The organism is Exiguobacterium sp. s146, assembly GCF_018618415.1.
Classification (GTDB): domain Bacteria; phylum Bacillota; class Bacilli; order Exiguobacteriales; family Exiguobacteriaceae; genus Exiguobacterium.
The window spans coordinates 1,054,437-1,080,167 of record NZ_JACSMA010000001.1 but is presented as its reverse complement, the minus strand read 5'-3'; the positions used below and the strand labels follow the sequence as shown (position 1 = coordinate 1,080,167).

Annotated in this window: 27 protein-coding genes; 1 reads left to right on the top strand and 26 read right to left on the bottom strand. The window is 54.6% G+C overall.

Annotated features, from left to right (window positions below; genetic code table 11):
* Positions 1-124 precede the first annotated feature (124 nt).
* The 24 genes from KNP83_RS05585 to KNP83_RS05470 all read right to left on the bottom strand — a co-directional run bounded on the left by KNP83_RS05585 (position 125) and on the right by KNP83_RS05470 (position 24,244).
* On the bottom strand, positions 125-1,147 hold the full coding sequence (locus KNP83_RS05585; protein ID WP_214761265.1) for a hypothetical protein: 1,023 nt from the start codon (positions 1,145-1,147) through the stop codon (positions 125-127).
* Positions 1,144-1,662 carry an RNA polymerase sigma factor gene (locus tag KNP83_RS05580; protein ID WP_214761262.1) on the bottom strand — a complete coding sequence of 173 codons (519 nt, stop codon included), beginning with the start codon at positions 1,660-1,662 and terminating at the stop codon, positions 1,144-1,146. The genes KNP83_RS05585 and KNP83_RS05580 overlap by 4 nt, the downstream gene beginning before the upstream one ends.
* Positions 1,663-1,759: 97 nt before the next feature.
* Complete coding sequence (locus tag KNP83_RS05575) at positions 1,760-2,941, bottom strand: glycine C-acetyltransferase (protein WP_214761260.1); 1,182 nt, start codon at positions 2,939-2,941, stop codon at positions 1,760-1,762.
* Positions 2,942-3,363: 422 nt separating this feature from the next.
* Positions 3,364-4,440 (bottom strand): L-threonine 3-dehydrogenase, encoded by a 1,077-nt coding sequence (tdh, locus tag KNP83_RS05570; RefSeq protein WP_214761258.1) that lies wholly within the window; start codon positions 4,438-4,440, stop codon positions 3,364-3,366.
* Between the two features lie 169 nt (positions 4,441-4,609).
* Positions 4,610-4,870, bottom strand: a complete 261-nt coding sequence (locus tag KNP83_RS05565; RefSeq protein ID WP_012726477.1) for a stage V sporulation protein S — start codon at positions 4,868-4,870, stop codon at positions 4,610-4,612.
* Between the two features lie 26 nt (positions 4,871-4,896).
* The gene (locus KNP83_RS05560; protein WP_214761257.1) at positions 4,897-5,691 is read right to left on the bottom strand and encodes a TIGR00282 family metallophosphoesterase; all 795 of its coding nucleotides are present in this window, start codon (positions 5,689-5,691) and stop codon (positions 4,897-4,899) included.
* Between the two features lie 48 nt (positions 5,692-5,739).
* A complete protein-coding gene (rny, locus tag KNP83_RS05555; RefSeq protein WP_029595337.1) occupies positions 5,740-7,302 on the bottom strand; it encodes a ribonuclease Y in 1,563 nt (520 codons plus the stop codon).
* Between the two features lie 186 nt (positions 7,303-7,488).
* A complete protein-coding gene (gene recA / locus KNP83_RS05550; protein ID WP_214761254.1) occupies positions 7,489-8,538 on the bottom strand; it encodes a recombinase RecA in 1,050 nt (349 codons plus the stop codon).
* Between the two features lie 76 nt (positions 8,539-8,614).
* Positions 8,615-9,841, bottom strand: a complete 1,227-nt coding sequence (locus tag KNP83_RS05545) for a competence/damage-inducible protein A (protein WP_214761252.1) — start codon at positions 9,839-9,841, stop codon at positions 8,615-8,617.
* Positions 9,842-9,910: 69 nt separating this feature from the next.
* Positions 9,911-10,489: a CDP-diacylglycerol--glycerol-3-phosphate 3-phosphatidyltransferase gene (pgsA, locus tag KNP83_RS05540; RefSeq protein WP_021067614.1), complete on the bottom strand. Its 579-nt coding sequence runs from the start codon at positions 10,487-10,489 to the stop codon at positions 9,911-9,913.
* A gap of 31 nt (positions 10,490-10,520) precedes the next feature.
* Complete coding sequence (locus KNP83_RS05535; RefSeq protein WP_214761250.1) at positions 10,521-11,399, bottom strand: helix-turn-helix domain-containing protein; 879 nt, start codon at positions 11,397-11,399, stop codon at positions 10,521-10,523.
* 27 nt (positions 11,400-11,426) lie between these two features.
* Positions 11,427-12,203, bottom strand: coding sequence for a YmfK family protein (locus KNP83_RS05530; RefSeq protein WP_021067616.1), 777 nt, complete (start codon positions 12,201-12,203; stop codon positions 11,427-11,429).
* A 97-nt stretch (positions 12,204-12,300) separates the two neighbouring features.
* On the bottom strand, positions 12,301-12,996 hold the full coding sequence (ymfI, locus tag KNP83_RS05525; protein ID WP_214761248.1) for an elongation factor P 5-aminopentanone reductase: 696 nt from the start codon (positions 12,994-12,996) through the stop codon (positions 12,301-12,303).
* Positions 12,993-14,252 (bottom strand): EF-P 5-aminopentanol modification-associated protein YfmH, encoded by a 1,260-nt coding sequence (gene yfmH, locus KNP83_RS05520; RefSeq protein ID WP_214761245.1) that lies wholly within the window; start codon positions 14,250-14,252, stop codon positions 12,993-12,995. The genes ymfI and yfmH overlap by 4 nt, the downstream gene beginning before the upstream one ends.
* Positions 14,249-15,487, bottom strand: coding sequence for an EF-P 5-aminopentanol modification-associated protein YfmF (yfmF, locus tag KNP83_RS05515; protein ID WP_214761243.1), 1,239 nt, complete (start codon positions 15,485-15,487; stop codon positions 14,249-14,251). Before yfmF ends, yfmH begins: the two co-directional genes overlap by 4 nt.
* Before the next feature lie 8 nt (positions 15,488-15,495).
* Entirely contained in the window at positions 15,496-16,044 is a 549-nt protein-coding gene (locus KNP83_RS05510; protein ID WP_214761240.1) for a cob(I)yrinic acid a,c-diamide adenosyltransferase, read from the bottom strand.
* Between the two features lie 53 nt (positions 16,045-16,097).
* Positions 16,098-17,801: a sensor histidine kinase gene (locus tag KNP83_RS05505; RefSeq protein ID WP_214761237.1), complete on the bottom strand. Its 1,704-nt coding sequence runs from the start codon at positions 17,799-17,801 to the stop codon at positions 16,098-16,100.
* Positions 17,801-18,517, bottom strand: a complete 717-nt coding sequence (locus tag KNP83_RS05500; protein WP_021067622.1) for a response regulator transcription factor — start codon at positions 18,515-18,517, stop codon at positions 17,801-17,803. Before KNP83_RS05500 ends, KNP83_RS05505 begins: the two co-directional genes overlap by 1 nt.
* A 159-nt stretch (positions 18,518-18,676) precedes the next feature.
* Positions 18,677-19,861 carry a c-type cytochrome biogenesis protein CcsB gene (ccsB, locus tag KNP83_RS05495; RefSeq protein WP_214761235.1) on the bottom strand — a complete coding sequence of 395 codons (1,185 nt, stop codon included), beginning with the start codon at positions 19,859-19,861 and terminating at the stop codon, positions 18,677-18,679.
* The gene (gene resB / locus KNP83_RS05490; RefSeq protein ID WP_251139190.1) at positions 19,861-21,408 is read right to left on the bottom strand and encodes a cytochrome c biogenesis protein ResB; all 1,548 of its coding nucleotides are present in this window, start codon (positions 21,406-21,408) and stop codon (positions 19,861-19,863) included. The genes ccsB and resB overlap by 1 nt, the downstream gene beginning before the upstream one ends.
* Positions 21,409-21,427: 19 nt before the next feature.
* Positions 21,428-22,009, bottom strand: a complete 582-nt coding sequence (locus KNP83_RS05485) for a redoxin domain-containing protein (RefSeq protein WP_214761233.1) — start codon at positions 22,007-22,009, stop codon at positions 21,428-21,430.
* Positions 22,010-22,146: 137 nt separating this feature from the next.
* On the bottom strand, positions 22,147-22,905 hold the full coding sequence (locus KNP83_RS05480; protein WP_021067626.1) for a pseudouridine synthase: 759 nt from the start codon (positions 22,903-22,905) through the stop codon (positions 22,147-22,149).
* Positions 22,906-23,499, bottom strand: a complete 594-nt coding sequence (gene scpB / locus KNP83_RS05475) for an SMC-Scp complex subunit ScpB (RefSeq protein WP_214761231.1) — start codon at positions 23,497-23,499, stop codon at positions 22,906-22,908. It lies immediately after the preceding gene.
* Positions 23,477-24,244, bottom strand: coding sequence for a segregation and condensation protein A (locus tag KNP83_RS05470; RefSeq protein ID WP_214761229.1), 768 nt, complete (start codon positions 24,242-24,244; stop codon positions 23,477-23,479). Before KNP83_RS05470 ends, scpB begins: the two co-directional genes overlap by 23 nt.
* Before the next feature lie 78 nt (positions 24,245-24,322).
* On the opposite strand from KNP83_RS05470, the gene KNP83_RS05465 reads away from it, so the two are divergent.
* Positions 24,323-24,793 carry a DUF309 domain-containing protein gene (locus tag KNP83_RS05465; protein ID WP_214761227.1) on the top strand — a complete coding sequence of 157 codons (471 nt, stop codon included), beginning with the start codon at positions 24,323-24,325 and terminating at the stop codon, positions 24,791-24,793.
* Positions 24,794-24,805: 12 nt separating this feature from the next.
* Here the strand turns inward: KNP83_RS05465 and KNP83_RS05460 are convergent, their stop codons facing one another.
* Both KNP83_RS05460 and KNP83_RS05455 read right to left on the bottom strand, forming a co-directional pair.
* On the bottom strand, positions 24,806-25,162 hold the full coding sequence (locus KNP83_RS05460) for a GCN5 family acetyltransferase (RefSeq protein ID WP_214761226.1): 357 nt from the start codon (positions 25,160-25,162) through the stop codon (positions 24,806-24,808).
* 89 nt (positions 25,163-25,251) lie between these two features.
* A complete protein-coding gene (locus KNP83_RS05455) occupies positions 25,252-25,692 on the bottom strand; it encodes a peptidylprolyl isomerase (protein ID WP_214761223.1) in 441 nt (146 codons plus the stop codon).
* Between the last annotated feature and the right edge of the window lie 39 nt (positions 25,693-25,731).

Here is a 25,731-nt window from a genome sequence, read left to right as displayed (position 1 = left end):
GTAGTTGAAATAATATAAACGTTAATCATTTGCTTCACCTTTTCAAATTCTAGAGTCATTCCCCCTAAATGTCTACCAAAAATTTCAAACTAAAACAGCATACCTGAGTCAGGCATGCTGTTAGTCACTTATTAACGGGGTGAAGCTTTACTTGACCAATGCCTTCTACAATCAGCATCAGTTCTGGACCGGCATCTCGTGACGTGAACGGCACTTGAAACACCAGATTTGTTTTTCCGGCACTGACCGATCGACTATAGCCAGATTCGATGTTGTACACGTTCCCATCCGCATCGCGGAGCTTCACATGGTCGATAAAATAGTTCTCATCGAAATCATCCCCGTTGACGGTAAGCTCGATTCGCATCGATGTTAGGTCGACAACCACATTCCCGACGTCAAGCGGGGAGACGGCATCGGCAGCTTCATAACGAATGGCGGCTTGCATCGTCACCTGTTCAATCGGTAAACGCCAGTCGCCCTCAATCGTATCGGTCTCCCCGTCACGGAACAGCCGAACCGTCTCAATCTCAATCGTCGCGCCTTCAAGTGACGGAATGTCCTCGTCCGCCGCCTCACTCAACACTTCATATACGAGTGACCCGCTCTCATCGACCATCACGTTCACTTGATGGTCACGCATTCCACCGTCTCCCTTCAACGGCAACGTATCCGATACCATCTCGTCGACATACGATCCGTCCGCACTACGAACACGGTAGTCGAGACTCAAATCCGCGACGTCTTTCCATGGTATTTCCTCTGTTGTCAGGACGAAACGGAGCGCGAGTTGATGGCGGTCGGCGATGACCCGCTCTAACTTGATGTGAACGTCTTGATTTGTGACGGTCGCGTCCGGCCGCTCTCCTCCGTTCGTCAACACGACTTGGTCGATGCCACGGTCCCCGAACTTAAACAAACGGTCGATAGCGGCGAATGCTGAACCGTCAAATGCCAGCATGAACGCGAACAGCGTCGCGGCCGCCATCATGACCACCCCGCCGACACGGCGCTGGCGTCTCCGACGCGCCCGGTTCGCCTGTTCTCTGATGCGGGCATAGCCGGCATCGAACGCCTGGCGCGCCCCATTCGATAGATTGGTTTCATTATGTAATTGTGTCAATCGCTTGTCGAACTCTTCATTCATACCGATTCACGCTCCTGTCGATAGTACGTCTGCTTCAACTGTTCTCTCGCCCGCGATAACCTTGCTTTGATTGTGCCTTCCGGCGTGCCGAGCACGTCTGCAATCTCACGGGTCGTCAGTTCCATCACATAGCGCAACGTGACGACTTCGCGATAAATCGGGGCTAGAGCGTGAATCGCCTCGTCGAGTTCAAGGTGATACGCATCATTCACCGCCGTTTCTATGATGGTGTCGTTCACGCTTGTCTCTCGCTCTCGCTTGCGGATGAGGCGATGACATTCATTCAACATGATTCGGTACAACCACGTATGCACAAATTCGGCGTCACGCAACGTGTGCAGTTTCGTATAGGCGAGGAGCACCGTCTCTTGCATCACGTCGGCGACATCTGCTTCATGGCGCAACATACGTAATGCGCCGCCATAGAGCGTCGACTCATAGTGTTGCATCAAGGTGATGAACGCCTCTACATCGCCCTTTTGCGCCCGTTTGACGAGGCGTCTTCGTTGTTCCATCCGGTCGACCCCCTTTTTCTTTGTCATCCATTAGAGTCGACAGCCTCGCGTTTCGTTGCATGAAAAAACTGCAGACGAGTCGTCTGCAGTTTCAAGCTTATGCGTGAAGCGTGACGTTCAGTTCTTCCGCGACCGCCTTGAAGGCGGCGAGCGCGCGTTCGAGGTCGTCACGGGTATGTTCCGCCGTCACGATCGTCCGAATCCGGGCCTTGCCTTTCTCGACCGTCGGGAAGGCGATGCTCTGTGCGAACACGCCGTGGTCTTTCAATTTGTCCGAGAACGTGTGCGCGAGCGTCTCTTCGCCGAGCATGACCGGCGTGATCGGTGTCGTCGCATGGCCGATGTTGAAGCCGAGGTCACGAAGTCCCGATTTGAAGAACTCGGTGTTCGCCCATAGCTTGTCGAACAGTTCCTCTTCTTCTTTCATGACCCGAATCGCCTCACGGTTCGCCGCGACGACCGCTGGCGGATGTGATGTCGAGAACAAGAACGGACGTCCCTTTTGAATCAAGAAGTCACGGATGTCGTTCGAGCAGGCGACGTAGCCGCCGAGGACACCGATTGCTTTCGACAGCGTCCCGACTTGGAGCGCGACCCGGCCGTCGAGTCCGAAGTGGTTGACCGTACCGCGACCGTTCTTGCCGAGCACGCCCGAGGCGTGCGCATCGTCGACCATGACCGCCGCGTCATACTTCTCGGCGAGCTCGACGATTTCTGGGAGCGGCGCGATGTTGCCGTCCATCGAGAAGACGCCGTCCGTGACGACGAGACGCGTCCGGTAGTCCTGCGTCTCTTTCAATGCTGCCTCTAAGTCGGCGAGGTCGGTGTGCTTATAGATGCGGCGGGCCGCTTTCGTCAACCGGATGCCGTCGATAATCGAGGCGTGGTTGAGCGCGTCACTGATGACGACGTCCTCCGGACCGAGCAGTGCCGACAAGACGCCGAGGTTCGTCGCGAAGCCTGACTGGAACACGAGCGCCGCTTCCGTATGTTTGAACTCGGCGAGCTCGCGTTCGAACGCCTCGTGCATCTCGAACGTCCCGGCAATCGTCCGGACCGAGCCTGTGCCGGCCCCGAACTGTTCGACCGCTTCAATCGCCGCTTGTTTCAGGCGTGGATGGTTGGCGAGACCGAGATAGTTGTTTGACGACAGCTGGACGAGCGACTTACCGTCGATCGTGACCTCGTTTCCTTGCGCCGACTCGAGAGGTACGAGCGAGCGGAACGTGCCCGCTTGTTTCATTTCATTGATTGCTTCTGTAATATGTTCAAATGCCATATTGATTTCCCCTTTTATCAAAATTAGGCGAGAATACTCCCACTCCTAAACGACACGGGCGAAGCCCTAGTGAAAGTGGACGATGAATCGCCTTCGAACCGGGCGTGTCTTTCGATACGTCAATGGTTCGACATCGTGTGTGAACTTCCTGAAATCAGGTAAAAATAAAGTGTCACGTTCCTTGAAAACTGAAGATATAGGGTTGTGGCAGGAAGTTCGTCTGTCACGTAAAATCTTCAACGTTCACCTAGCGGATGACCGAAATAGCGAAAACCAAGCAAAGTAGGCATCCGCACTAAAGAAACGGACAAGTTCAACTTCCAACCGTCGGGACGACGGGGTTAGCCTGATTAGGTTCCGACTGATAGGTCGGATAACTCAGGAATCCTCCACTTCTAAGTGAAAACGTAGGTGGGGGTAGTTCAAGGTATTAAGACGACCTTTCCACATTTCCCGGCCCGCATGAGCTCGAAACCTTGCTCGAACTCCTCGAGCTTGAACACGTGCGTGATAATCGGTTCGACGTTCAGCTGACCCGTCGCGAGTAAGGTCGACACTTGGCCCCACGTCTCATACATCTTACGACCGGTGATCCCTTGGACACGCACCCCTTTGAAGACGACGTCGCGCGTCAAGTCGATGGCGACCGGTTTGGCCGGGAGTGACAACACGTTGACGTCCCCGCCTGCCGTGACCATCTTGAACGCCTGGTCGATGGCGACCGGATGTCCGCTCATCTCGCAGACGACATCGATGCCGTCCCCGTCCGTCTGATTCATAATCAGTTCGAGCGGATTTTGCTCGAGGCTATTGATGACGACGTCCGCACCCATGTCCTCGGCGAGCTTCAACCGGTACGGGTTGACGTCAATCGCATAGACGCGGCTCGCACCGGCCGCCTTGGCGACACCGACGGCCATTAGACCAATCGGTCCACAACCGACGATGGCGACCGACTTGGCCGACACGTCACTCGCGAGCACCGTATGGACGGCGTTGCCGAGCGGTTCTTGAATCGAGGCGAGCTTGGCCGGCATCGTTTCCGGGTTGACCCACAAGTTCTCTTCAGGCATGACGACGTACTCGGCGAAACAGCCTTGCGTGTCGACGCCGATGATTTTCGTGTTCTTACAGATGTGATATTGCCCCCGCAAACACTGTTTACACTGGTGACAGACGATATGCGTCTCGGCCGATACGGTCTGGCCGACCTTGATGCGTTTCGTCCCTTCCCCGAGCGCCACGACTTCCCCCGCGAACTCGTGACCGAACACGTACGGCGGCTTGACCCGGCTCTTCGCCCAGTCGTCCCACTCATAAATGTGGACATCGGTCCCGCAAATCGATGTCGCTTTCACTTTGATTAACACTTCCCCAGCGCCTGGTGTCGGGATTGGTGCTTCGACCAATTGGGCCCCGAATCCGGACGTATGTTTTTGAATCGCTTTCATCACAGGTGTCGTTGCTTCCTTCTCTGTCGTTGACACGAGCTGTTCCATTGAAAACGTCCCCCTCTTCATCTCTTAATCGAACTTCACGTTCTCTTTCATCTTGTCATAAAATGACGAACCTGAGAAGATAGAACGTCGATTTTCCACACAAAAAAGAGAAGCCATCCGCGCCGATGGCTTCTCTTACAAGAATAGGACCTATGTCCCGACCGCAAGCTCATCGAGGTTCGATGATGAGCTTGATTGCCGTTCGTTCTTCTCCGTCAATCATAATATCGGTGAACGCAGGAATACAAATCAAATCCAGCCCGCTCGGCGCGACGAAACCACGCGCAATCGCGACCGCTTTAATGGATTGATTGAGCGCCCCGGCGCCGATTGCTTGAATCTCACACGTGCCTTTTTCACGAAGTACGCCAGCGAGTGCACCCGCCACGGAGTTAGGATTCGATTTTGCCGAAACTTTGAGTACGTCCATTCTTGTTTCCCCCTCGGGTAGGTTGTTCAATCAAACCATACGGTCTGATCATCTAGGTGTATGCGTTCGATTTTTGTGGCTCGTTTCGATTGGTCATCGATCGTAATTAAAACTCCATTTAGTTGTTCCCGTCCCTCGGCAACTTCAAACCGGACCGGGAGCTGGGTGATGAACTTTCTCAAGACGACCTCGGCATCCATGCCGAGCACCCCGTCGAGCGGACCCGTCATCCCAACGTCTGTGATGTACGCCGTGCCGTTGTTCAAAATCCGGTTGTCAGCCGTCTGGACGTGCGTATGGGTGCCGACGACGGCTTGGACGCGCCCGTCAAGGTGATACCCCATCGCAATCTTCTCACTCGTCGCCTCGGCGTGCATGTCGACGAAAATCGCGTCGACCTCGCCCCGAATCTCTTCGACGAGGGCGTCGACGGTACGGAACGGGCAGTCGAGCGACGGCAGGAACACCGTGCCCATCGCGTTGATGACTGCGAGCTTCTTCCCGCCTTGTTTCAACACCATCATCCCGACACCCGGCGTGCCGTCAGGATAGTTGGCCGGACGGACGATGCGGTCAGCATCATCGATCCAGTCAAAGATGTCACGGTTGTCCCAAGTATGATTCCCCATCGTCACGCCATGGAACCCAAGCTCAAGAAATTGTTGGTATATTTTTTTTGTGATACCGCGCCCGTTGGCTGCGTTTTCACCGTTGACGAGCATGAACGTCGGGCTGTACTTGCTTTTCAAGCGTCCGATTTGGGCGCTCAAGATGTCGCGACCCGGTTTTCCGACCACGTCGCCGATAAATAAGATTTTCATCGTCTAGTCCTCCTCCAATAGAAAAAGCGGAGAATGTCTCCGCTCTTGTTACTTCGCATAATCGACGGCACGCGTTTCGCGAATGACCGTCACTTTGATTTGGCCTGGATAGTCCAGCTCATCTTCGATCCGTTTACAGATGTCGCGAGCCATCTTGTTCGCCACGACGTCGTCGACGACGTCTGGGCGGACGATGATCCGGACTTCACGTCCCGCTTGGATGGCATATGACTTCTCAACCCCTTCGAACGACTCGCAAATCGCTTCGAGGCGCTCAAGGCGTCGGATATAGCTTTCGAGCGTCTCTTGACGGGCTCCTGGACGCGCCGCTGACAAGGCGTCAGCCGCTGCGACGAGGACCGCAATCGTCGACGTCGCTTCGACGTCCCCATGGTGCGAGGCAATCGAGTTGATGACGACCGGATGCTCTTTGTACTTCGTGGCGAGTTCGACACCAATCTCGACGTGGCTGCCTTCGACTTCATGGTCGATGGCTTTCCCGATATCGTGGAGGAGACCCGCTCGTTTGGCGAGCGTGACGTCTTCCCCGAGTTCGGCGGCCATCATGCCGGCGAGGTGGGCCACTTCGACTGAGTGGGCGAGCACGTTTTGACCGTAACTCGTCCGGTAACGCATTCGACCGAGCGTCTTGACGAGGTCCGGGTGGACACCGTGGATGCCGGCTGAGAATGTCGCTTCTTCCCCGTACTCACGGATCCGCTCGTCGACTTCACGACGTGATTTCTCGACCATCTCTTCAATGCGGGCCGGATGGATCCGACCGTCTTGAACGAGTTTTTCGAGTGTCATCTTGGCGATTTCACGACGGACCGGGTCAAATCCAGACAGGATGACCGCTTCCGGCGTGTCATCGATGATGAGATCGATTCCGGTGAGCGTCTCGAGCGTGCGGATGTTACGTCCTTCACGTCCGATAATGCGTCCCTTCATCTCATCACTCGGCAAGTTGACGACAGAGACCGTCGTCTCAGCGACGTGTTCGGCCGCATAACGTTGCATCGTGAGCGACAAGAGGTGTTTCGCTTTTTTATCAGCTTCTAATTTTGCTTTTTGCTCGATTTCTTTTTGAAGGAGAGCAGCATCGTGAAGCGCTTCCTGCTTCGCTTCGTCCATGATGATGGTCCGTGCTTCTTCTTTCGACAAGGCTGCCACTCGTACGAGTTCCTGGCGTGCCTCCTCATATAATTCCTCCACTTTGCTCTCGAGCGTTTCCGCTTCACGCTTCCGTTTCGCGAGGGCAGCCTCACGTTCATCCAACGCGTCTTCTTTCCGTTCGAGCATGTCTGCTTTCCGGTCGAGAAGCTCTTCTTTTTGGACGAAACGATTTTCTTTCACTTTCTGCTCTTCACGTCGTTCGCGCAATTCTTGTTCGGTTTCATTGCGAAGTTGAATCATCTCTTCTTTTACTTCAAGCCGTGCTTCTTTTTGCATCGCTTCCGATTGTTGTCGCGCTTGCTCTACAATCTTGGTCGCTTCCGTCTCGGCACCTTGAATCTTCGCTTCGGCGATCGATTTACGCACAAAAAAACCTGCAACAAAAGCTATCGGCAAAAGGAGGATCAGAATAAGCTCTAATAGCCATTCCATCATGTTCACCTCCCTTTCGCAAGGTTATTTTATTTTTTCATGAATGAAAACGCGAGCGAGCCCGCGTATAGCTTTATTGTACTTATTTACCTGTTAGAATGCAATGCACGGACAGGATAGAACTACCAATTCGTCAAAAAATTATACTAAAAAAATCTCGCCTGAACCGTGTCAGGCGAGAAACGTTACTTAATCTTCGTCCAAGAGTGAGAGGACGTCATCATCGTCAGCTTCGACTGTGACCGTCTTTTCACCGTTGAGACCGTAATGGTCGCGGATGCGCTCTTCGACCGAAGCGGCCACCGACGGGTTCTCTTTCATATACTGCTTCGCGTTCTCACGGCCTTGACCGAGACGCTCTTCATTGTACGAGTACCATGCGCCGCTCTTTTGAACGATATCGAGGTCGGCCCCGATGTCGATGAGCTCCCCTTCACGCGAGATGCCTTCGCCGTACATGATATCGACTTCCGCCGTTTTGAACGGTGGCGCGATCTTGTTTTTGACGACTTTGATCTTCGTCCGGTTCCCGACCATGTCTTGGCCTTGTTTGAGCGTTTCGGCACGACGGACCTCGAGACGGACCGACGAGTAAAACTTGAGGGCACGACCACCAGGTGTCGTTTCCGGGTTACCGAACATGATCCCGATTTTCTCACGGATTTGGTTGATGAAGATGACGATCGTCTTCGACTTGTTCGTCGCACCAGACAATTTACGGAGCGCTTGGCTCATGAGACGGGCTTGAAGACCGACGTGTGAGTCACCCATCTCTCCTTCAATCTCGGCTTTCGGGACGAGTGCCGCAACCGAGTCGACGACGAGGATATCGACCGCACCAGAGCGAACGAGGGCTTCCGCGATTTCAAGGGCTTGTTCCCCTGTATCCGGTTGTGATAGGAGCAACTCATCGATGTTGACACCCAAGTTTTGTGCGTATTTCGGGTCGAGCGCGTGCTCAGCGTCGACGAAGGCCGCTTGCCCGCCACGTTTTTGGACTTCAGCGATGGCGTGAAGCGCCACCGTCGTTTTACCTGACGATTCAGGGCCGTACACTTCGATGACACGACCACGTGGATAACCACCGGCACCGAGTGCGATGTCGAGGGCGATTGAGCCTGACGGGGTCACCGAAACTTGCTGATCTGTATTTTCACCGAGGCGCATGATTGAGCCTTTACCGAATTGTTTCTCAATTTGGCGTAATGCCATTTCTAACGCTTGTTTACGATCACTCATAGATTAATGAGCCTCCTTTGATTGATACTTTCATTATAAGCGAAGCGAAGACGATACACAAGTTTTTTGCGAACGTTTATTCGCCTTTTTTCATTTGTTGCAGGAGCTCCCACATTCCGTCTTTCGTAGCCCGGGCTTGGATGACATGCCGCTCTTGATGCGGATAATCACGTTCAATCACTTCAATCCCGCCCGGTGACCGGAGGCCGATGAACACTTTCCCGACCGGTTGACCCGAATTTGACGTCGGGCCGGCCTCGCCGGTGAACGCCAGCCCATAATCCGTTCCGGTCTGACGCGTCAAACCGAGGATCATTTCAAAGGCAACTTCTTTTGAGACGACTGAGTGTGACTCAATTGTATCAAGGGACACCCCTAAAAACCTATTTTTTAGCTCGTCGGAGTACGTGACGACCCCGCCCTTGAACACGGAGGACGCCCCAGGCACGGCTGTGAGCATCGCCTGGGCTTGACCGCCCGTGAGCGATTCGGCGATGGACAGCGTCGCCTTGCGCGCTTGTAGCTCGTGAATCAACCGCGCAGCGAGCGTATCGTCGTCCGAACCGAAATAATAATCACCGACCCGCTCCAAAATCTCCTGTTTGACCTGCTCAATCATCTGTCGGGCCACGGTCTCCGTATCGGCCCGGGCGCTGATGCGAAGCCGTGCCTCGCCCGACTCGGCGTACGGGGCGACCGTCGGGTTGGAGCCGGTCATCAAATCGGCGACGGCCGCGTCGAGCGCCGATTCGCCAATCTCATAAAAGCGCAACGATTCTGAGACGATCGTCATGCCGCCGAACTTTTTAGGGAATGTGGCGTCGACGATCGCTTTCATCTCCCACGGGACGCCAGGTAATAACAGCCAGGTCGGTTCGTCTTCAATCCACATCCCGGGCGCGAGACCGACCGGGTTGTCGAGCACCTCGGCCCCGGTCAAGACGTCGGCTTGACGCGCGTCGCCTTCATTCATCGTTCGTCCGCGCGAGGCGACGAATCGATGAATCGTCTCGAGCGAGGCTTCGTCACGGACGAGTGGGCGGCCGAGCACGCCGGCGAGTGTCGTTTTCGTGATATCGTCCGCCGTTGGCCCGAGCCCGCCGGTGACGATGACGAATTCGCTGCGGGCCCGCGCTTGTTCGAGCGTCGCTCGCAACCGTTCCTCGTTATCTCCGACGACTACATGATACAGCACGAACAGGCCATATTTCGACAGCTGTTCCGATAAGTAACGGGCGTTCGTGTTCGTGATTTCCCCTAAGAGCAGTTCAGAGCCTACCGCAATGATTTCGGTTCGTTTCATCCAAATTCCTCCCCCAAAATAAAAAAACGAGTTGTTCGGCCATGCTGAACAACTCGTTTATGCCGATGGTTACATCGACTTTACAATGATCTTATAGTTTTGTGCGAAATATTCGGCTCCTGAGTAAATCGTCAAGACGAGCGCGAGCCACATCGCCCATTCGCCGAACGGGATACCGACATAGCTGAAAATCGGGTTGCCGAACAGCAGGAAGATGATGGCAAAGAGTTGGACCCATGTCTTCGCTTTGCCCGACTTCCCGGCCGCGACGACGATCCCTTCATCGGCCGCCACGAGACGAAGTCCCGTCACCGCGAACTCACGCGAGAGAATGACGACGACGACCCATGCCGCGACGAGATCCATCTCGACGAGCAGGACGAGTGCCGCCGTGACGAGTAATTTGTCAGCGAGCGGATCCATGAACTTCCCGAAATTGGTGACCAAGTTGTGCTTCCGGGCGAGATGCCCGTCCAACCAGTCGGTGATAGCGGCAATCGTAAAGATGACCGCGGCGATGAATTGATGGAGCGGTACATCCGCCCCGAGGAAAGCGATGTCTCCCCAATCAAAATCTACGGCAAGTAAGACGACGAACACGGGGATGAGCAATACCCGTAACATCGTCAAACGGTTAGGTAGGTTCATCGAGAACTCCTCCTCTAGAAGGAGAGTCAACTTATTCTGCGTCGACTCTCTTTACAAATATATTTTGTGTGACCGGCGAGTCGGCTAATTCAAGCTCCCGGCCATTGACAACAATTTTCTCGACCCCACCGATTAAACCGATTCGGATGCGAAGCGTGTCCGTCTCCGCGTCCTCGATGACAATCGGGTTTTGTTTCGATTGGTTCGGATATTCCGGAGCGAGGAACGGTCCCTCGAGTGAAGTGTCCCGAACACCGACATATGTCGCCGGCGACTCTTTCACATGAATCTCCGTCGTCAATTTATCGGCCGTTGCAATCTCATACGTGAGGTCTGCCCCGTTCGTCGACGCGACCGCAATCGGTCCCGTCTCTTCAGCCGGCTCTTCTTCGACCGGCGGTTCTTCCTCGACCGGCGGTTCTTCCTCGACCGGCTCTTCTTCCGGCACGTCCTTGTTTTGATCAATCGTTACACCCGAGTTCGTCTGTTCAGCCGGTGACGCGTTTTGGTCGCCGAAATCAAGGTTGCGGACGACATAATAAACGGCCGTCATCAACAGGAACGCGACGAGCACGAGCATCACTTTCGGTACCCAACGCGAGACACGGCTCGACGTCTCGGACGCTTTCGAATAGGTTTGCTTGCGTGATAGTTGAACGGTCGGTTGCGGCTCGATTTTCGGCAAGTCTTTCGCATACGTCTCGTACAGTTCATCGACATCGAGCCCTAACGATTCCGCATACGTCTTGATGAACGCCCGTGCATAAAACGAGCCAGGGAGATTTTTGTAATCACCTTCCTCGATTGCGATGATATAGCGTTTTTGAATCTTCGTCGTCTGCTGGATTTGGTCGAGCGTCAAACCGCTCGCCTCACGCCTTTGTTTCAAAAAAGTCCCTAGTTCTGTCACAGGGGTCCACACCTTCCATTCAAGTAGTTATTCAAACCATTCTGCCTCACGATGTGTCTCTTGAGGAATGATAATCTCCTCATCTTGTGAGTTCCTCAGTTCGATGATGTAATCAAAGTCTTCGAACACGCAATCGGTGTTGCGCACGTAAAGGTCCGGATGCTCGATGACTTTCACGGACGGCAACCGCATGACTTCTCGAATCAGTTGACGATGGCGTTCATCCATCGTCCGCGTCGAGACGGCCCCGTCGATGATATAGACGTGGTCCCCTTCGCGTTCTTCTTCGAACAGCGACGTCCGCACCGTTTGCTTCATGAGCGTCGATGACAGGAACAGCCAGCGCTTGTTCGCACAGACGCTCGCTGCCACGATCGACTCGGTCTTCCCGACACGCGGATTGCCCCGTACGCCAATCAACAAGTGCCGCTCTTCTTTCATCAGTTCGGCGACGAAGTCGACGAGGACACCTAAGTCCTCGCGGACGAATTTGAACGTCTTCTTGTCATCATTGTCGTGCTCGATGTAGCGGCCATGTCGAATCGCGATCCGGTCCCGAAGCTTCGGACGCCGGAGCTTGATGACGACGATGGCTTCCATCTTGCGCAAAATATGTTCCAGACGATGGACGTGATCCGCGGCCGGCGCCTTTAACAGCATGCCGCGACGCTGGAGATCGACGCCGTTAATCGTCACGATTGAGATTTGAAGCATCCCCATCAGTGAAGCGATATCCCCTAGGATACCGGGCCGATTCTGGCAAAGTTCATATTCGAGATACCATTCTTCGAACTTATGATCCATCTCGTCCACCCTCTCTGATGTGTGCTCGCTACCTTGTCCATTCTAAATTATTTTAGAAGAATTGAAAAGAACTCGTTTCAGTCGCGGCGACAAAGTTTTATACCCAACCGCCATCGATCCGAAGCACGGCACCGGTCATATAGGCGGCGGCCGGGGAGCAGAGGAAACGAATCGTCTCCGCCACGTCCTCAGGTCCACCTAACCGGCCGAGCGGAATCTCCTCACGGGCCGTTTGTTTCGTCTCTTCTACCGTATCATTCATCGGGGTGTCAATCCACCCCGGCGTGACCGCATTGATGCGGACGTGAAACGGTCCCGCCTCGCGGGCGAACGCCTTGACGAATCCGAGCTGGGCGGCCTTGACGGTCGAGTAGAGGACTTCCCCGGCTGCACCGACCTCACCCCAGACGCTCGAGACGACGACGATATCGAGCGGCCGGTCGTATGCTTTCTGCCCGACGACGTGTTGTACGAGTCGGACCATTGAGCGGACGTGAATCCGGTATAACCGATCGAGCTCGAGCAGCGACTGATCGACGAGCAACCCGTAGGCATGATTGCCGGCGACATGGACGATGCGGTCGACCGGTCCGAGTGTGTCGAGCCAAGCCTCGAGTCCGGCATCGTCATCGAGGTCACACGTGACGACCTCGGCCGACAGTCCTTCGTTCGCGACGAACGCGCGGAGCGACTCCGCCTGCGTATGGGCCTGCAAGATGAGGGCATCGTCCCGGAACGACAGGGCGACGGCACGGCCGATCACCCCGCTCGCTCCCGTGATAAGCGTCGTCACGGTTTCTTGACGATGCAGACGGTCCGATGATCGGCTTGGAAAAGACGGTCATACGTGGCGTACAGATCGTCGAGAGAAATCGCATCGAGCAAATCAGGGATGTCGAACATGTTCCCGCCGCTGAGCGCGTAGCGTGAGAATTGGTTGGCGATGAACTCCGGTGAGTTGAGCGCCTTCAAAAATTGCCCTTTCATCATGCGCTTCTTGCGGTCGAGCGTCTCGGCACCGAGTTCGAGCGGACGCTCGAGGGCGGACGTGATGCGGTCGACGAACGACTCGACGTGCGGCGTCTCCATCGATAGGACGGCGAAGGCGAACGTCTCTTCTGACGTGTAATCGAACGAGAACGCGTCATCGATCAACCCTTCGGCATACAGTTCCGCATAGAGCGGTGCCGTCGTGTCGAACAAGGCGTGCATGAGGAGCTCGACGATGAGCTCTTGCTTCATGCCATCCTTGCCGGCAAGCGGCGTATCCTTATACCCGATCATCACTTTCGGGACGGAGACGTCCATCTCGATGATGCGTTCGGCCAGATGCACCGTCTCCGGCTCTTCGATGGCTTCGCGCGCGGTCAACAGCGGCTCAGGGAACGTCTTCGCCGCCTGGTTGGCGGTGATTTCGGCGAGAATCGCGTCCGGGTCGATGTTCCCGACGACGAACAAAACCATGTTGCTCGGATGATAGAACGCCTGGTGGCAGCGATACAAATCGTCGGCCGTGATGGCACTAATCGAGTCGATCGTCCCGGCGATGTCAATTTTGACCGGATGTTCGGCGTACATCGCCTCAATCAAACCGAAATAGAGCCGCCAGCCCGGATTGTCCTGATACATCTGAATCTCTTGTCCGATGATGCCTTTCTCTTTTTCGACCGACGCTTCCGTAAAGTACGGTGCTTGGACGAAGTCGATTAACGTCTTCAAGTTCTCACTGACGTTCGACGTCGCGCCGAACAAGTATGCCGTCCGCGTGAACGATGTGAACGCGTTCGCCGACGCGCCGAGACGTCCGAATTGTTGGAACACGTCACCGTCCTCTTTCTCGAACATCTTATGCTCGAGGAAGTGGGCAATCCCGTCCGGTACGTCGACCCAGTCGTCTAGCTTGAACCGACGGTCGATTGACCCGTATTTGGTCGTGAATGTGGCGTACGTTTTCTCATAGCCGGTCTTTTTCAATAAGTAAACCGTCAAGCCGTTGTCGAGGACGGTGTGATGAAGCGTCTCTCCGACGTTTGGAAAATCGAGTCTCATGCGGTTCCCCCCTTTAAACAATAGACGGCCTGTAGCGTCAATCGGTTCGCGAGAGCGGACACGTCTTGACGCGACGTCCGTTCGATAATCGCCATCTCTTCATCGAGCGAGAACGGACGGATATCCGAACCGCTCATCCAAGCGATCAGTTGGCGCGGATTGTCACCGAGTTGACGACGCTGATGATACAGCATCGCTTTCGTCTGTTCGAGCGTCTCATCCTCGAACGTGCCAGCTTGAAGGTCGGCGAGCTGGTCGGCGATAATCGCTTCGGTCTTCGCCTGGTTCGAGGCATCGATTCCGGCGTAAACGAAGAGCATCCGGCTGAGCGAGCTATACTGCGAGGCCGCGTAATAGGCCAAGCTCTCTTTTTCCCGGACGTTCATGAACAGTTTCGAGTGCGGGAATCCACCGAAAAGGCCGTTGACGACTTGCATCCGGACGGCGTCCTCACTTCTCGGGTCGATGTCGACCTGATAGGCGAGATGCAACTTGCTCTGATTGATGGCCTGATGTTCCTCAAGTCGTTGAAACTCACGGTCGACCGGCTGGGGATATTCCCGAACGAGGCGTTCTCCGAGCCCTTCGAGCGGGGCGAACGCGTCCGTCACTTGTTCACGGTTGACGTCACCGACGACATAGACGTCGACGCGGTCGTGGCGAATCATCGATTCATACGCCTCGAACAGCGTCCGCGGTGTCACATGCTCCAACTGGTCGAGTGTCCCGAGCGACGGGATGGCGAGCTCTCCACCGAGCAACTCTTGGAGACGTTGTTGGGCAAAGCGCATCTTGTCATCATAGACCGATTCGATCCGTTGACGTTGAAGGCGGGCCTCTTGCTCGACGATGAGCGGTTGGAACGCCCCATCATAGGCGTTCGGACGAAGCAACACTTCCTCGAGCAGTTTGATGGCCTCGGCGAGTACCGGTTCGCCGACGAGCTCGTCGTTCACGACTTCGAGCTGGAACTGGATGATATGTTCTTTGCCGACTTTCGAGGCCCCGGCGTACAGGCTCGCGTCATAAAGTTGTTCGAGCGGCGTGTGGAACAGCTCGATTGACGGATACGCTTCCGTCGCCTTCTCCATCACATACGGCAACAAGGCGCGGGCCGCGATCGTCTCAGGCGACAATGGCGCCGCGAACGAGACGAGACATGTCGTCGTCTTGAATTTTTGGGTCGGGTAGACCGAATAGTGCAATCGCTGTTGGAATTGTTCGATTCCTTTCATAACTGGATCTACTCCTTCTTCTTCGTTTTAAAGACATCGGCACCGCGGGCGTACTCTTGGTCAGGCACCCCGGCTACGACGTTGGCGTAACGCGCCGCAGTGAACAAATAATCACTCAATCGGTTGTAGTACGGGAGTTGACGGACGGCCGCATCGACATTGACGAGCTCGCGTTCGACACGGCGACAGACGGTGCGCGCCACGTGTAGGCTTGCCGCTCCGACACTGCCGCCCGGCAAAATGAAACGGACGAGCTCCGGACATTTGGTCTCCAGCTCGTCAATCCACGTCTCGAGCTCGGTGACGATCACTAAATCGACTTGTTGCGGCGGGTCTTGTTTATACATCAGCTCCGAGCCAAGGTCGAACAAGTCGTGCTGGATTCGCGTCAATTGGGTCCGGAGCGTCTCGTCCGTCTGATGGGCGAGCGCGAGACCGATATGACTGTTCAGCTCGTCCAACAGCCCCATCGCCTGGATGTGGGGATGGACTTTCAGGACGCGCCCGCCGATGAGCGACGTCTCACCTTTGTCTCCGCCTCGTGTATACAGTTTCATGTCTTTTCCTCCTTTATGCCACAAATGGTGACCCATAGGAGTCACCATTGTCGTTATGCCTGCGGTTGCGTGTAAGGGAGACGGATTGTGAACGTCGTCCCTTCTCCGAGCGCGCTATAAACGTCGACCGTGCCGTGATGGGCATCGATGACGTTCTTGACGATGGCGAGACCGATTCCGGTACCTGCCTTGCCGCCGCTCGTCCGTGCTTTATCCGCTTTGTAGAACCGTTCGAACACGAACGGTAAATCTTCTTTCGGGATGCCGCTGCCCGTGTCGGACAGACGGATCACGAAGCCGGTCTCGTCTTCGCTCGCCTCAAGTCGAATCGAGCCGGACTCGGTATGCGCGATGGCATTGCCGATCAAGTTCGTGAACACTTGTTCCAATCGGTCCCCGTCCGCCTCAATCGGGTGACGCGGTGCTTCCGTCGAGAGGGCGATGCCTTTCTCGTTCGCCATCTGGTTGAACTTGCGCATGACGCGCGGTAAAAACTCACCGAGGTCGAACGTCGCAAATTGCATCGTCTCTTTGCCTGATTCAATCCGTGCCAAATCGAGTAAGTCGTTGACGAGACGGGCGAGCCGGAGTGACTCGTCATAGATGATCGACGCGAATTCTTTCGTCGCGTCATCGCTTTCGGTCATACCGTCGATAATCGCCTCGGAATACCCTTGAAGCGTCACGAGCGGTGTCCGGAGCTCATGGCTGATATTGGCGACGAAATCGGTCCGCATCTTGTCGAGGCGATGACCCTCCGTCGTGTCACGGATGACGACGACGGCACCTTCGAAATCGTCCTCGCCGAGGAGCGGCGTCACGGTCAACGTATAGTAATGGTCGTGCTGTTTCACTTCAATCGTCTTCTCCGGAGCCCCGGCGACGACGTCCTCATAGAGCGACACCACGACTTCGTGCGGTTGATCGTCAATCAGGAGCGGCTGGGCTTGCGGATTCGTCACGATGACGTTCCCGTGGCGGTCGAGCGTGATGACCCCATCGGCCATCGATCGTAAAATTGAGGCCAATTGCAGCCGTTCCCGATCGAGCGCGTTCACGTACGTCGACAGCTGGCTGCTCATCGCATTGAACGAACCGGCCAGTTCGCCGATCTCATCGTTCGACTTTTGCACGAGGCGCAAGTCGAACTGTCCTTCCCCGGTCTTGTTGACGGCGTCGCGCATCTCCCGGAGCGGTGCCGTGATTCGCGTCGATAAGAAGAAGGCGAACACGGTCGTGACGATGATGGCCGAGGCGACCGTCCAAAAGATGATCGTCCGGGCCCCTTCATTCGCGCTCGAGATCGCATCGAGCGGTTCAATCAAATAAAGCGTATACTCGCCCGTCTCGAGTGAGAACGTCGTCCGGTATGCGAGCGCGGCCTGGTCGTCAAACGACGAGAAGTTCCCAATCGATGTCTCCCCGACGGCTTGATACGTTTCCCAGTCTTGGCGCCCGAGTTCGGTCATGAGCCCATCGACTTCGGTCCCGAAATTCGAACGGACCGTTCCGTTCTCCAATATATAGTTGGCGCCGTACACTTCGATGATTTGATCGACCGTCCGCGACGCGTCCCCTTCTTGAAGTAAGACGGATTGGACTTGCCCGCCGAGTTTGGCCAGATGGCCCCGCTCTTGATCGATATGGAACGAGTTGAAAAACTCGAGCATGAGCACGGAGACGATGAACAGGATGAGACTGACCAACACGAGAATCGTCAACCATAGCTTCGTGACGATGCTATTGCGGCGAATCATCACTCACTGACGACTTCGAACTTGTAACCGACACCCCATACCGTCGTGATCATGTGAGCGGCTTCTGGAGAGACCCGGTTCAACTTTTCCCGGAGTCGCTTCACGTGTGTGTCGACCGTTCGAAGGTCTCCAAAGAATTCATAGTTCCACACTTCTTTCAACAACTGTTCCCGTGAGAACACTTTGTCGACTTGCTTGGCCAAGAAGAACAACAATTCATATTCTTTCGGCGTGAGCGCGATCTCTTCCCCGTCAACCGTGACACGGTGCGCGTCGTTGTCGATCGTCAAATGCGGGAAGACGATCAAGTCTTTCGACTTTTCAGCCGTACGTAAATATTTCGTCGAGCCTGAACGGCGAAGGAGCGCCTTGACGCGCAAGACGACCTCACGCGGGCTGAACGGTTTGACGATATAATCGTCGGCCCCGACCTCGAACCCTTGGACACGGTCGACCTCTTCCCCTTTGGCCGTCAACATGATGACCGGTGTCGCCTTCGACTTGCGTAGTTCGGTACATACTTCGACACCGTCCATTTTCGGCATCATCAAATCGAGCAGGATGACATCAAAGTTATGCTCGAGGGCGAGCTGTAACGCCTCTTCCCCGTTCGTCGCTTCGACGATGACGTACTGTTCCCGCTCCAAATACATTTTTAATAGGCGGCGAATTCTTTCCTCGTCGTCGACCACTAAAATTTTAGTTTTATTAGCCATCCACAAAACCTCCTAATCGAACCTTCACAAGATGTAGCGATTGTTGCACAATTGTGAACATTTCGCTCTCTTTCATAACTATACCACTCTATTATTTGGCTTCACAACGGTCAGTTGATAGCGCCATGAAAAAAGAAGCCACCGAAGTGACTTCTTTGTTTATGCGTACGAATGCAAACCGGCGATGACGAGGTTGACGAAGACGAGGTTGAACATGATGACGGCGAATCCACCGACACAGAGCCAAGCCGCTTTCGTTCCTGTCCAGCCACGCTGAATCCGCATATGCAAGTAATAGATATAGATGAGCATCGTGATGAGCGCCCACACTTCTTTCGGGTCCCAGCCCCAGAAACGGTTCCAAGCGATTTGGGCCCAAATCATGGCGAAGATGAGACCACCGAGAATGAATACCGGCAAGCCGATGGCGATCGACCGGTAACTGATTTCGTCAGCGAGGTCGAGGTCGACCTTCTTCGCGAGCGGCTGTAACGCCTCCGCGATGCGCTTGCGCAAGATGACGAAACGGAGCAACACATAAATCACGACGCCGGCGATGACCGACCAGATGAGTGTGTTCAATTTCAACGTGTTGATGAACGTCGGCAACTCGAGTGACAAGCCGCTGGCACCAGAAATGAGCTGCGCCCCTTCCGGTACGAATAGCATCGGCATGAAGTACTCATACGACTCTTGCGTCCCGCGGTCGTTCGTGAACTCGACGACGCCACCGGCACCAATCGCCTTGAAGAGCATCGAGACGAGAATGAAGCCGAGCGTACACATGAGCACGAACATCGTGACTTCGAGCCACGTCCGTGATTTCGACTGCTCGCGCATCGACGTCTCGTTCAGCAAGAAGATGAGACCGGACGCGAAACTGATGGCGAGAATTCCTTGGCCGAGCGCGGCGGTCGTGACGTGAATCTTCAACCAGACGCTATTCAACGCCGGGATGAGCGGTGCCACTTCGCTCGAGAACATCGAGGCGAAAGCGATGACGAGTAACGCCACCGGCATGGCGAACAAGCCGAGCACATCATTTTTATAAATCCCGTACACGACGAGGAAGCCGAGCACCATCATCATTCCGAAGAACGTCGTGTATTCGTACAGGTTCGATACCGGCGCATAGCCGACCCCGACCCACCGTAAAATAAAGTATCCCATTTGGGCGATAAAGCCGATGACCGCGAGCACGAACGCATACTTGCCGTAGGCGATGCGGTTGACGTTGCGGTCTTTGCGCATCCCGCTGACCGCGATCGTGAACAACACGGTCGCGATTGCGTACAGGATGAACGCGATGAAGAGCAAACGACTGCTCCACTGAATCCATTCCATTATGATTCCCCTCTTTCATTGGTTGAGTTGTCGTCTGTCTTTTTTTCGAACCGTGCCTGATCTTCCCAGATCGGCAGGCCATGTTTCTCTAGGAGCGGTGTGATTTCGCGGTTGAGCGAAGATGGGTTCTTGTTCGTGAAACCGGCGATGAGCACGTCCGTCTCGCCGTGACGGCGAATCCAAATGCGACGATGCGGCCAATACATACCCATCACGATTCCGATCATGAAGATGATGCCTCCGACGATCAGCACCGGATACGTCGAGTCACTCTTGACGCGCAGACCGCTCGTGCTCGCCATCTCCGTCCCCGCGAATTGGACCGCATAGCGGTTCTCCTCGTCGGCGACGTTCAAGCGAATCCCGATCAAGTTCGATTCGGTCGTGCCGTCCGGTGTGTCAATCGCCATGAAGAAAGCCGGGTTGAGCGCCCGTGGCGATTTCGTGTTCGGCTGGCCGTCCTTGACCTCGAAATCTGGATACAAGTCGTTCAGTTTGACCGTGACATCACCGAGGTCGTACGTCGTCTCCGGGTTCGTCAAGTCGACCGTGAACGGTCCGTATACATCGCCTGTCTCTTTATCGGCGACGTTGAATGACATCGACAAGAATTCCGGTCGACTCGAATACTGCTCTTGATATACTTCGTATTTTTCAAACTTGAACGGGTGGTTGACTTTCGTCGAACCGGTATCGACTTCCTCGAGTTGCGGCGATCCGTCCTCGTTCGTCCCGGTCTTCTTGAACAGCGTCAATTCCGTCTCATAGTTTTTCGGGACAGCGCCCGCTTTCTCGATCGCCTCAGCAAACTTCGCATCTTCGGCGTTGTTTTCCGGGTCATACATCTCTAAGATGAATTGGTCGTTGCGCAAATAATATTCATCATCCGTCGCTTCGAGCGGGACCGTATCGCCTTCACGCACCCATTCGAGCGTGTCCGTATGGAATGCCGGGAAGACGCGTAACATCGCCCCGATGAAGAAGATGACGAGCCCGATGTGGTTGACGTAAGGGCCCCAACGACCGAAACGATACTTCTCGGCGAGCAGGGCGTCGCCGTCCCGCTTCACTTGATAGCGCTTCGCTTTTAAGGCGTCACCGAACGCATCGATTTGGTCGTCCGAGCCTTTGCCTTCACCAATCAAACGTTGTCCGCGCATGAAGCGGTCGGTACGTCGGACCGGCTGGTATTTCAACGCCTTATACAGCGGGAAGAACCGGTCGATTGACACGACGATGAGCGATAACGTCAGCATGACGATCAACGTGATGTACCACCACGAGGTATAAAGGTTATGGAATCCTAACGTGTAATAAATCGTTCCCGGTGTCCCGTATTCGTCCGTGTAATACTGACTCGCCGGCAATTGCTGCGGAATGTACATCTCTTGCGGGAAAATCGTTCCGATCGCCGAACCGACGATGATGAGACCGATGAGCCATAGACCGACCTTGACTGATGCAAAAAAGCTCCAGACCCGGTCAATCCACGACCGTGGACGACGCTTCGATCGTAAATCGGCGCCGTCGTATTTCATATCTAGCATATGTGCGCCCCCCGTTCGCTTACAATGACTTCTCGGCCAACTCCATCAGTTTCTCTTTCGTGAGTTCACCTTCATACTTTTCAATCACTTTGCCGTCGGCGTCGATGACGAACGTGACCGGCAAGTTATAAATCCCATACGCCTTCTCGACTTCGCTGCGCGTGTCCATCAAAATCGGATAGTCGAGCTCGACGCCGAGGTCGTTCACGAAGTTATCGACCCGGAGCGGTGTCTCACCGACATTGACCGCCCAAAAATCGACGCCCATGTCTTGAAGGGCCGCATAGTTTTCCTGGACGACCGGCATCTCTTTCTCACACGGCTCACAGAACGTGCCCCAGAAGTTCACGAGCAGCCCTTTGCCGTCGTATGTCTCGCGCTCGACCATCGTCGTCCCGTCCAAACTGACGAGTTTGAAGTTCGGCGCATCGTCACCGGCCTCGACCCGTCCGTCGTTACCGGCTTGTTCAATCAATTGCATGATGACGACCGCTCCTGCGAACAGGACCATCGTCATAATCATGAGCCGCCAAAATGACCGTTTTTTCTTATGGGCCATCGCCTGGTTCATGCGATCACCCGACTTTGTTTCTTTCGTCATGAGTTCACACCATCCTTCAGTTGTTATTGTACTGAAAAAACGCCAAAAACGCACATTAACAGACTTTTTTCATCTTTTTGTCACACAATCTCCACAAACTAAAAAAATCATCCTATCTCAGGACGATTTTTTAGTTGTTATTTTTTCTTTTTCTTGCCTCGTTGTACAGGGGGTACGGTCGGGTTGGCAAGTTCACGCAACTTCGATACTTCTTTGCGTGACAGTTCACGCCATTCGCCCGTCGTGAGACCGTCTAGCGTCAAGAAACCGAACTGTTCGCGCTTCAGTTTGATGACTTCCGATCCAACCGCTTCGAGCATGCGGCGGATTTGACGGTTATGGCCTTCCGAGATGACGATTTCAAGAATGGCCGAGTTTTTCTTATGGTCGACCGTCTTCATCTTCACTTGGGCGCTGCCCGTCTTATAGCCGTCATCGAGCTCAACGCCCGATTCGAGTTGCTTCATCGCGATATATGAAGGAATGTTCTTCACTTTTGCCACATAGCGTTTCGGAATCTTGAACTTCGGATGGGTCATCATGTTCGAGAATTCTCCGTCGTTCGTCAAGATGATGAGTCCCGTCGTGTTATAGTCGAGACGACCGACCGGGAAGACACGCGACCCAGGCGGGACGAGATCAGTGATGACTTTCCGTCCTTTGTCGTCTTCGACCGTCGAGACGTAACCGCTCGGCTTGTAGAGGACATAGTAGACATGCTCTTCTTGCTCGATTTTCACACCGTCGACCTCGACTTCAGACTTCGGTCCGACTTTCGTACCGAGTTCGCGTACGACTTTCCCGTTGACGCGGACCCGTCCATCTAAAATCATTTCTTCGGCTTTGCGCCGTGAGGCGACACCGGCTTGGGCAATCACTTTTTGTAAACGTTCCATTTATTCATTCTCCAATCTATCTTGCATAATCGCAGACGGCTGGCCGAAGAACAAATCGCCTTCGTCCGAGAGCTCGTCTTCAAACGTTAATGGGGGCAATTCCTCAAGAGAATTAAACCCGAAATGGTCCAGGAAATGCTCGGTCGTCCGGTACAACTTGGCCCGTCCGATCGTCTTGGCCCGTCCGGCCGACTCAATCAACCCTTTTGATAACAGCGTATGGATGACGCGTTCGACTTTGACGCCCCGAACTTCCTCGATATCGGCCCGGGTGACCGGTTGTTTATACGCGATGATGACGAGCGTCTCCATCGCTGCCCGAGATAACGCTTGTTCGGCCATCGTGCCAACGTAACGTTGAATATACTCGGATACCTCTGGGACCGTCACGAGCTTGTACACGCCCGCCGACTCGATCAATTGGAACGGGCGACCGGAGTCTTTAAACGATGCTTCTAGCTTACTCAACTGTTCGCGGGCGGCGGCTTCGGAAATGTCGAGCGTATCCGCGAGGGCACGCACTTCCATCCCTTCTTCGCCGACGACGAACAGCAGACTCTCAATAATCGTTTCATAAGACAACAACGGCTTCATTCCTTTCCTTTGACGATTCGACGAACGAGATTTGAATGTCCCGTTCTTCTTGTTTGGTCGTGACGACACGTAACTTGATCAACTCGAGCAACGCCATGAACGTGACGACGAGGTCGGAGACGTCGGGCCGCTCTTCGAAAAACGAGAAGAACGACGTCGTTCCTTCTGCCGAGACGTGCTCGTGCAACCGCGTCATCTGCTCCTCGAGCGTCCGTTCTTCGCGTTTGATCGTCTTCTTACGGCGTTCTTTCCACCGCTTGCGTTCGACCATCTTCGAATAGGCGTGCAGCAAGTCCGAGAAGTTGAGCGGTCCGTCGTACGGTTGGACGAGGTCGGACATATAGCGTGTCAAATCTTCGCCGGGACGGCTATATAGCTCGAGCCGAGACTCTTCTTGCTCACGCATGAACACGACCGCTTCTTTATAGGCCTTATATTCAATCAACTGTCGAATCAACCCTTCACGGGTCGGTTCTTCGCCGAAGTCAGGAATGTCATCCTCTTCGACCGGTACCGGTGGCAACAGCTGCTTGCTCTTCAATTGGAGCAACGTCGCCGCCATGACCAAATACTCACTGGCCACATCGAGCTCAAATTTTTGCATCGTCCGGATAAAGGCGACATACTGGTCCGTGACCTCGGAGACAGAGATGTCCGCGATGTCGAGCTCCATCTTGCCAATCAAGTGGAGCAACAGGTCAAGCGGACCTTCGAACGTATCGATTTTGACGTTGTACGCTTCCATAGAGACACCTGCCATTTACATTTTTGCGCTTTAGTATAACATGTTTTGTAGTACCGTGACCACGAAAGGAGAAATTTGATGTCAACGCCTTTACTCCAGTATACGCTCTTGTTTGAATGCCATGCCGATTATTTCGAATGCCATGAAGTGCTCGAGGAAGCCTGGCAAGATGGAGGCCGGCAAGATTTAGGTTACGCCGTCTTGATTCAGTACGCCGTCGCCCATTACCATGCCCGTCGCGGCAATATGGCCGGGGCGAAAAAGAGCATCGCGGCGCTCCAGCAGAAGCTCGGGTTGGCCGCGACCGAGCTCGAGGGGCACGGCATCGACGTGGAGACGTTCGCCCGAGACTTGAATCGTTGGCCGCTCCCCGAGACACTCCCGCTCGACCCGCCGACGCGCCAACGGATTGAGCGCTTGAAACCGACTTTCGAACCGACCGCGCTCACGTTTGACGAGCTCGTCCATAAACATATGTACCGCGACCGGACACCGGTCGTCACCGAGCGGCTCCGGGCGCTCGAGGCACGCAAAAAAGCTAGGCGCTGAGCCTAGCTTTTTTTAGATGACGACTTGATTCCATTTATCGAGCAAGTCCCCGGTCTTGCCTTGACCGACGAGCGTCAAGTCGAGCGGCAATAAGTTCCGGGTCTCATCGAGCAGTTCATAGGAACGTTTCTCGCCGCGGAACGACGGAGACAGCGCGATATGATGGATCAACATCGTCGTCTCTTGTTGCTCCATCCCGATGATTCCGACGAAGTCTTCCCCGACTCTCCAAAGATAAAGGAATTTGGCAGGGTCGTCTTCATAGGACCGGACGAGGTCGAGTAAGGCGAGTGGCGATTTGTCGCTACATGAGAACGCGAGCAATCCCATCGCCGTCTTTTCGTACGATTGTTTATATTTCACCAGCATCGCTGGTTTCACCACCTTTAGTCGTTCATGTTTCACTAAGTGAACACGTGAGAGACATGGCTCATTGTGCCATAACGTTCAGGCAGAAATCAATTCTCGTCCCAAACTTTGACTTCGGCCATCTTCGTGCCTTGACGGAGTTTGACCGCGTGCTCGAGGCCAGACGTCACTTTTCCGAAGACCGTGTGGACGCCATCGAGGTGCGGCTGTGGCTCATGGACGATGAAGAACTGTGACGAGCCCGTGTTGCGACCCGCGTGCGCCATTGAGAGCGAACCCGCTTCGTGCTTGTACGGGAACGACGTCGACGTCTCACATGGAATCGTGTAGCCTGCGCCGCCCATGCCTGTACCTTGTGGGCAGCCGCCTTGGCTGACGAAGCCTGGGATGACCCGGTGGAACGTCAATCCGTTATAGAAACCGCTGTTCGCGAGCTTCTCGAAGTTTTCAACCGTGATTGGTGCCGCATCGTGGAACAAATCGAATTCGATCATTTCGCCGTTCTCTAATTGCATTGATCCTTTTTTCATATCAAGTTACCCCTTTAAGTTCATATAGTCTTTCTCACT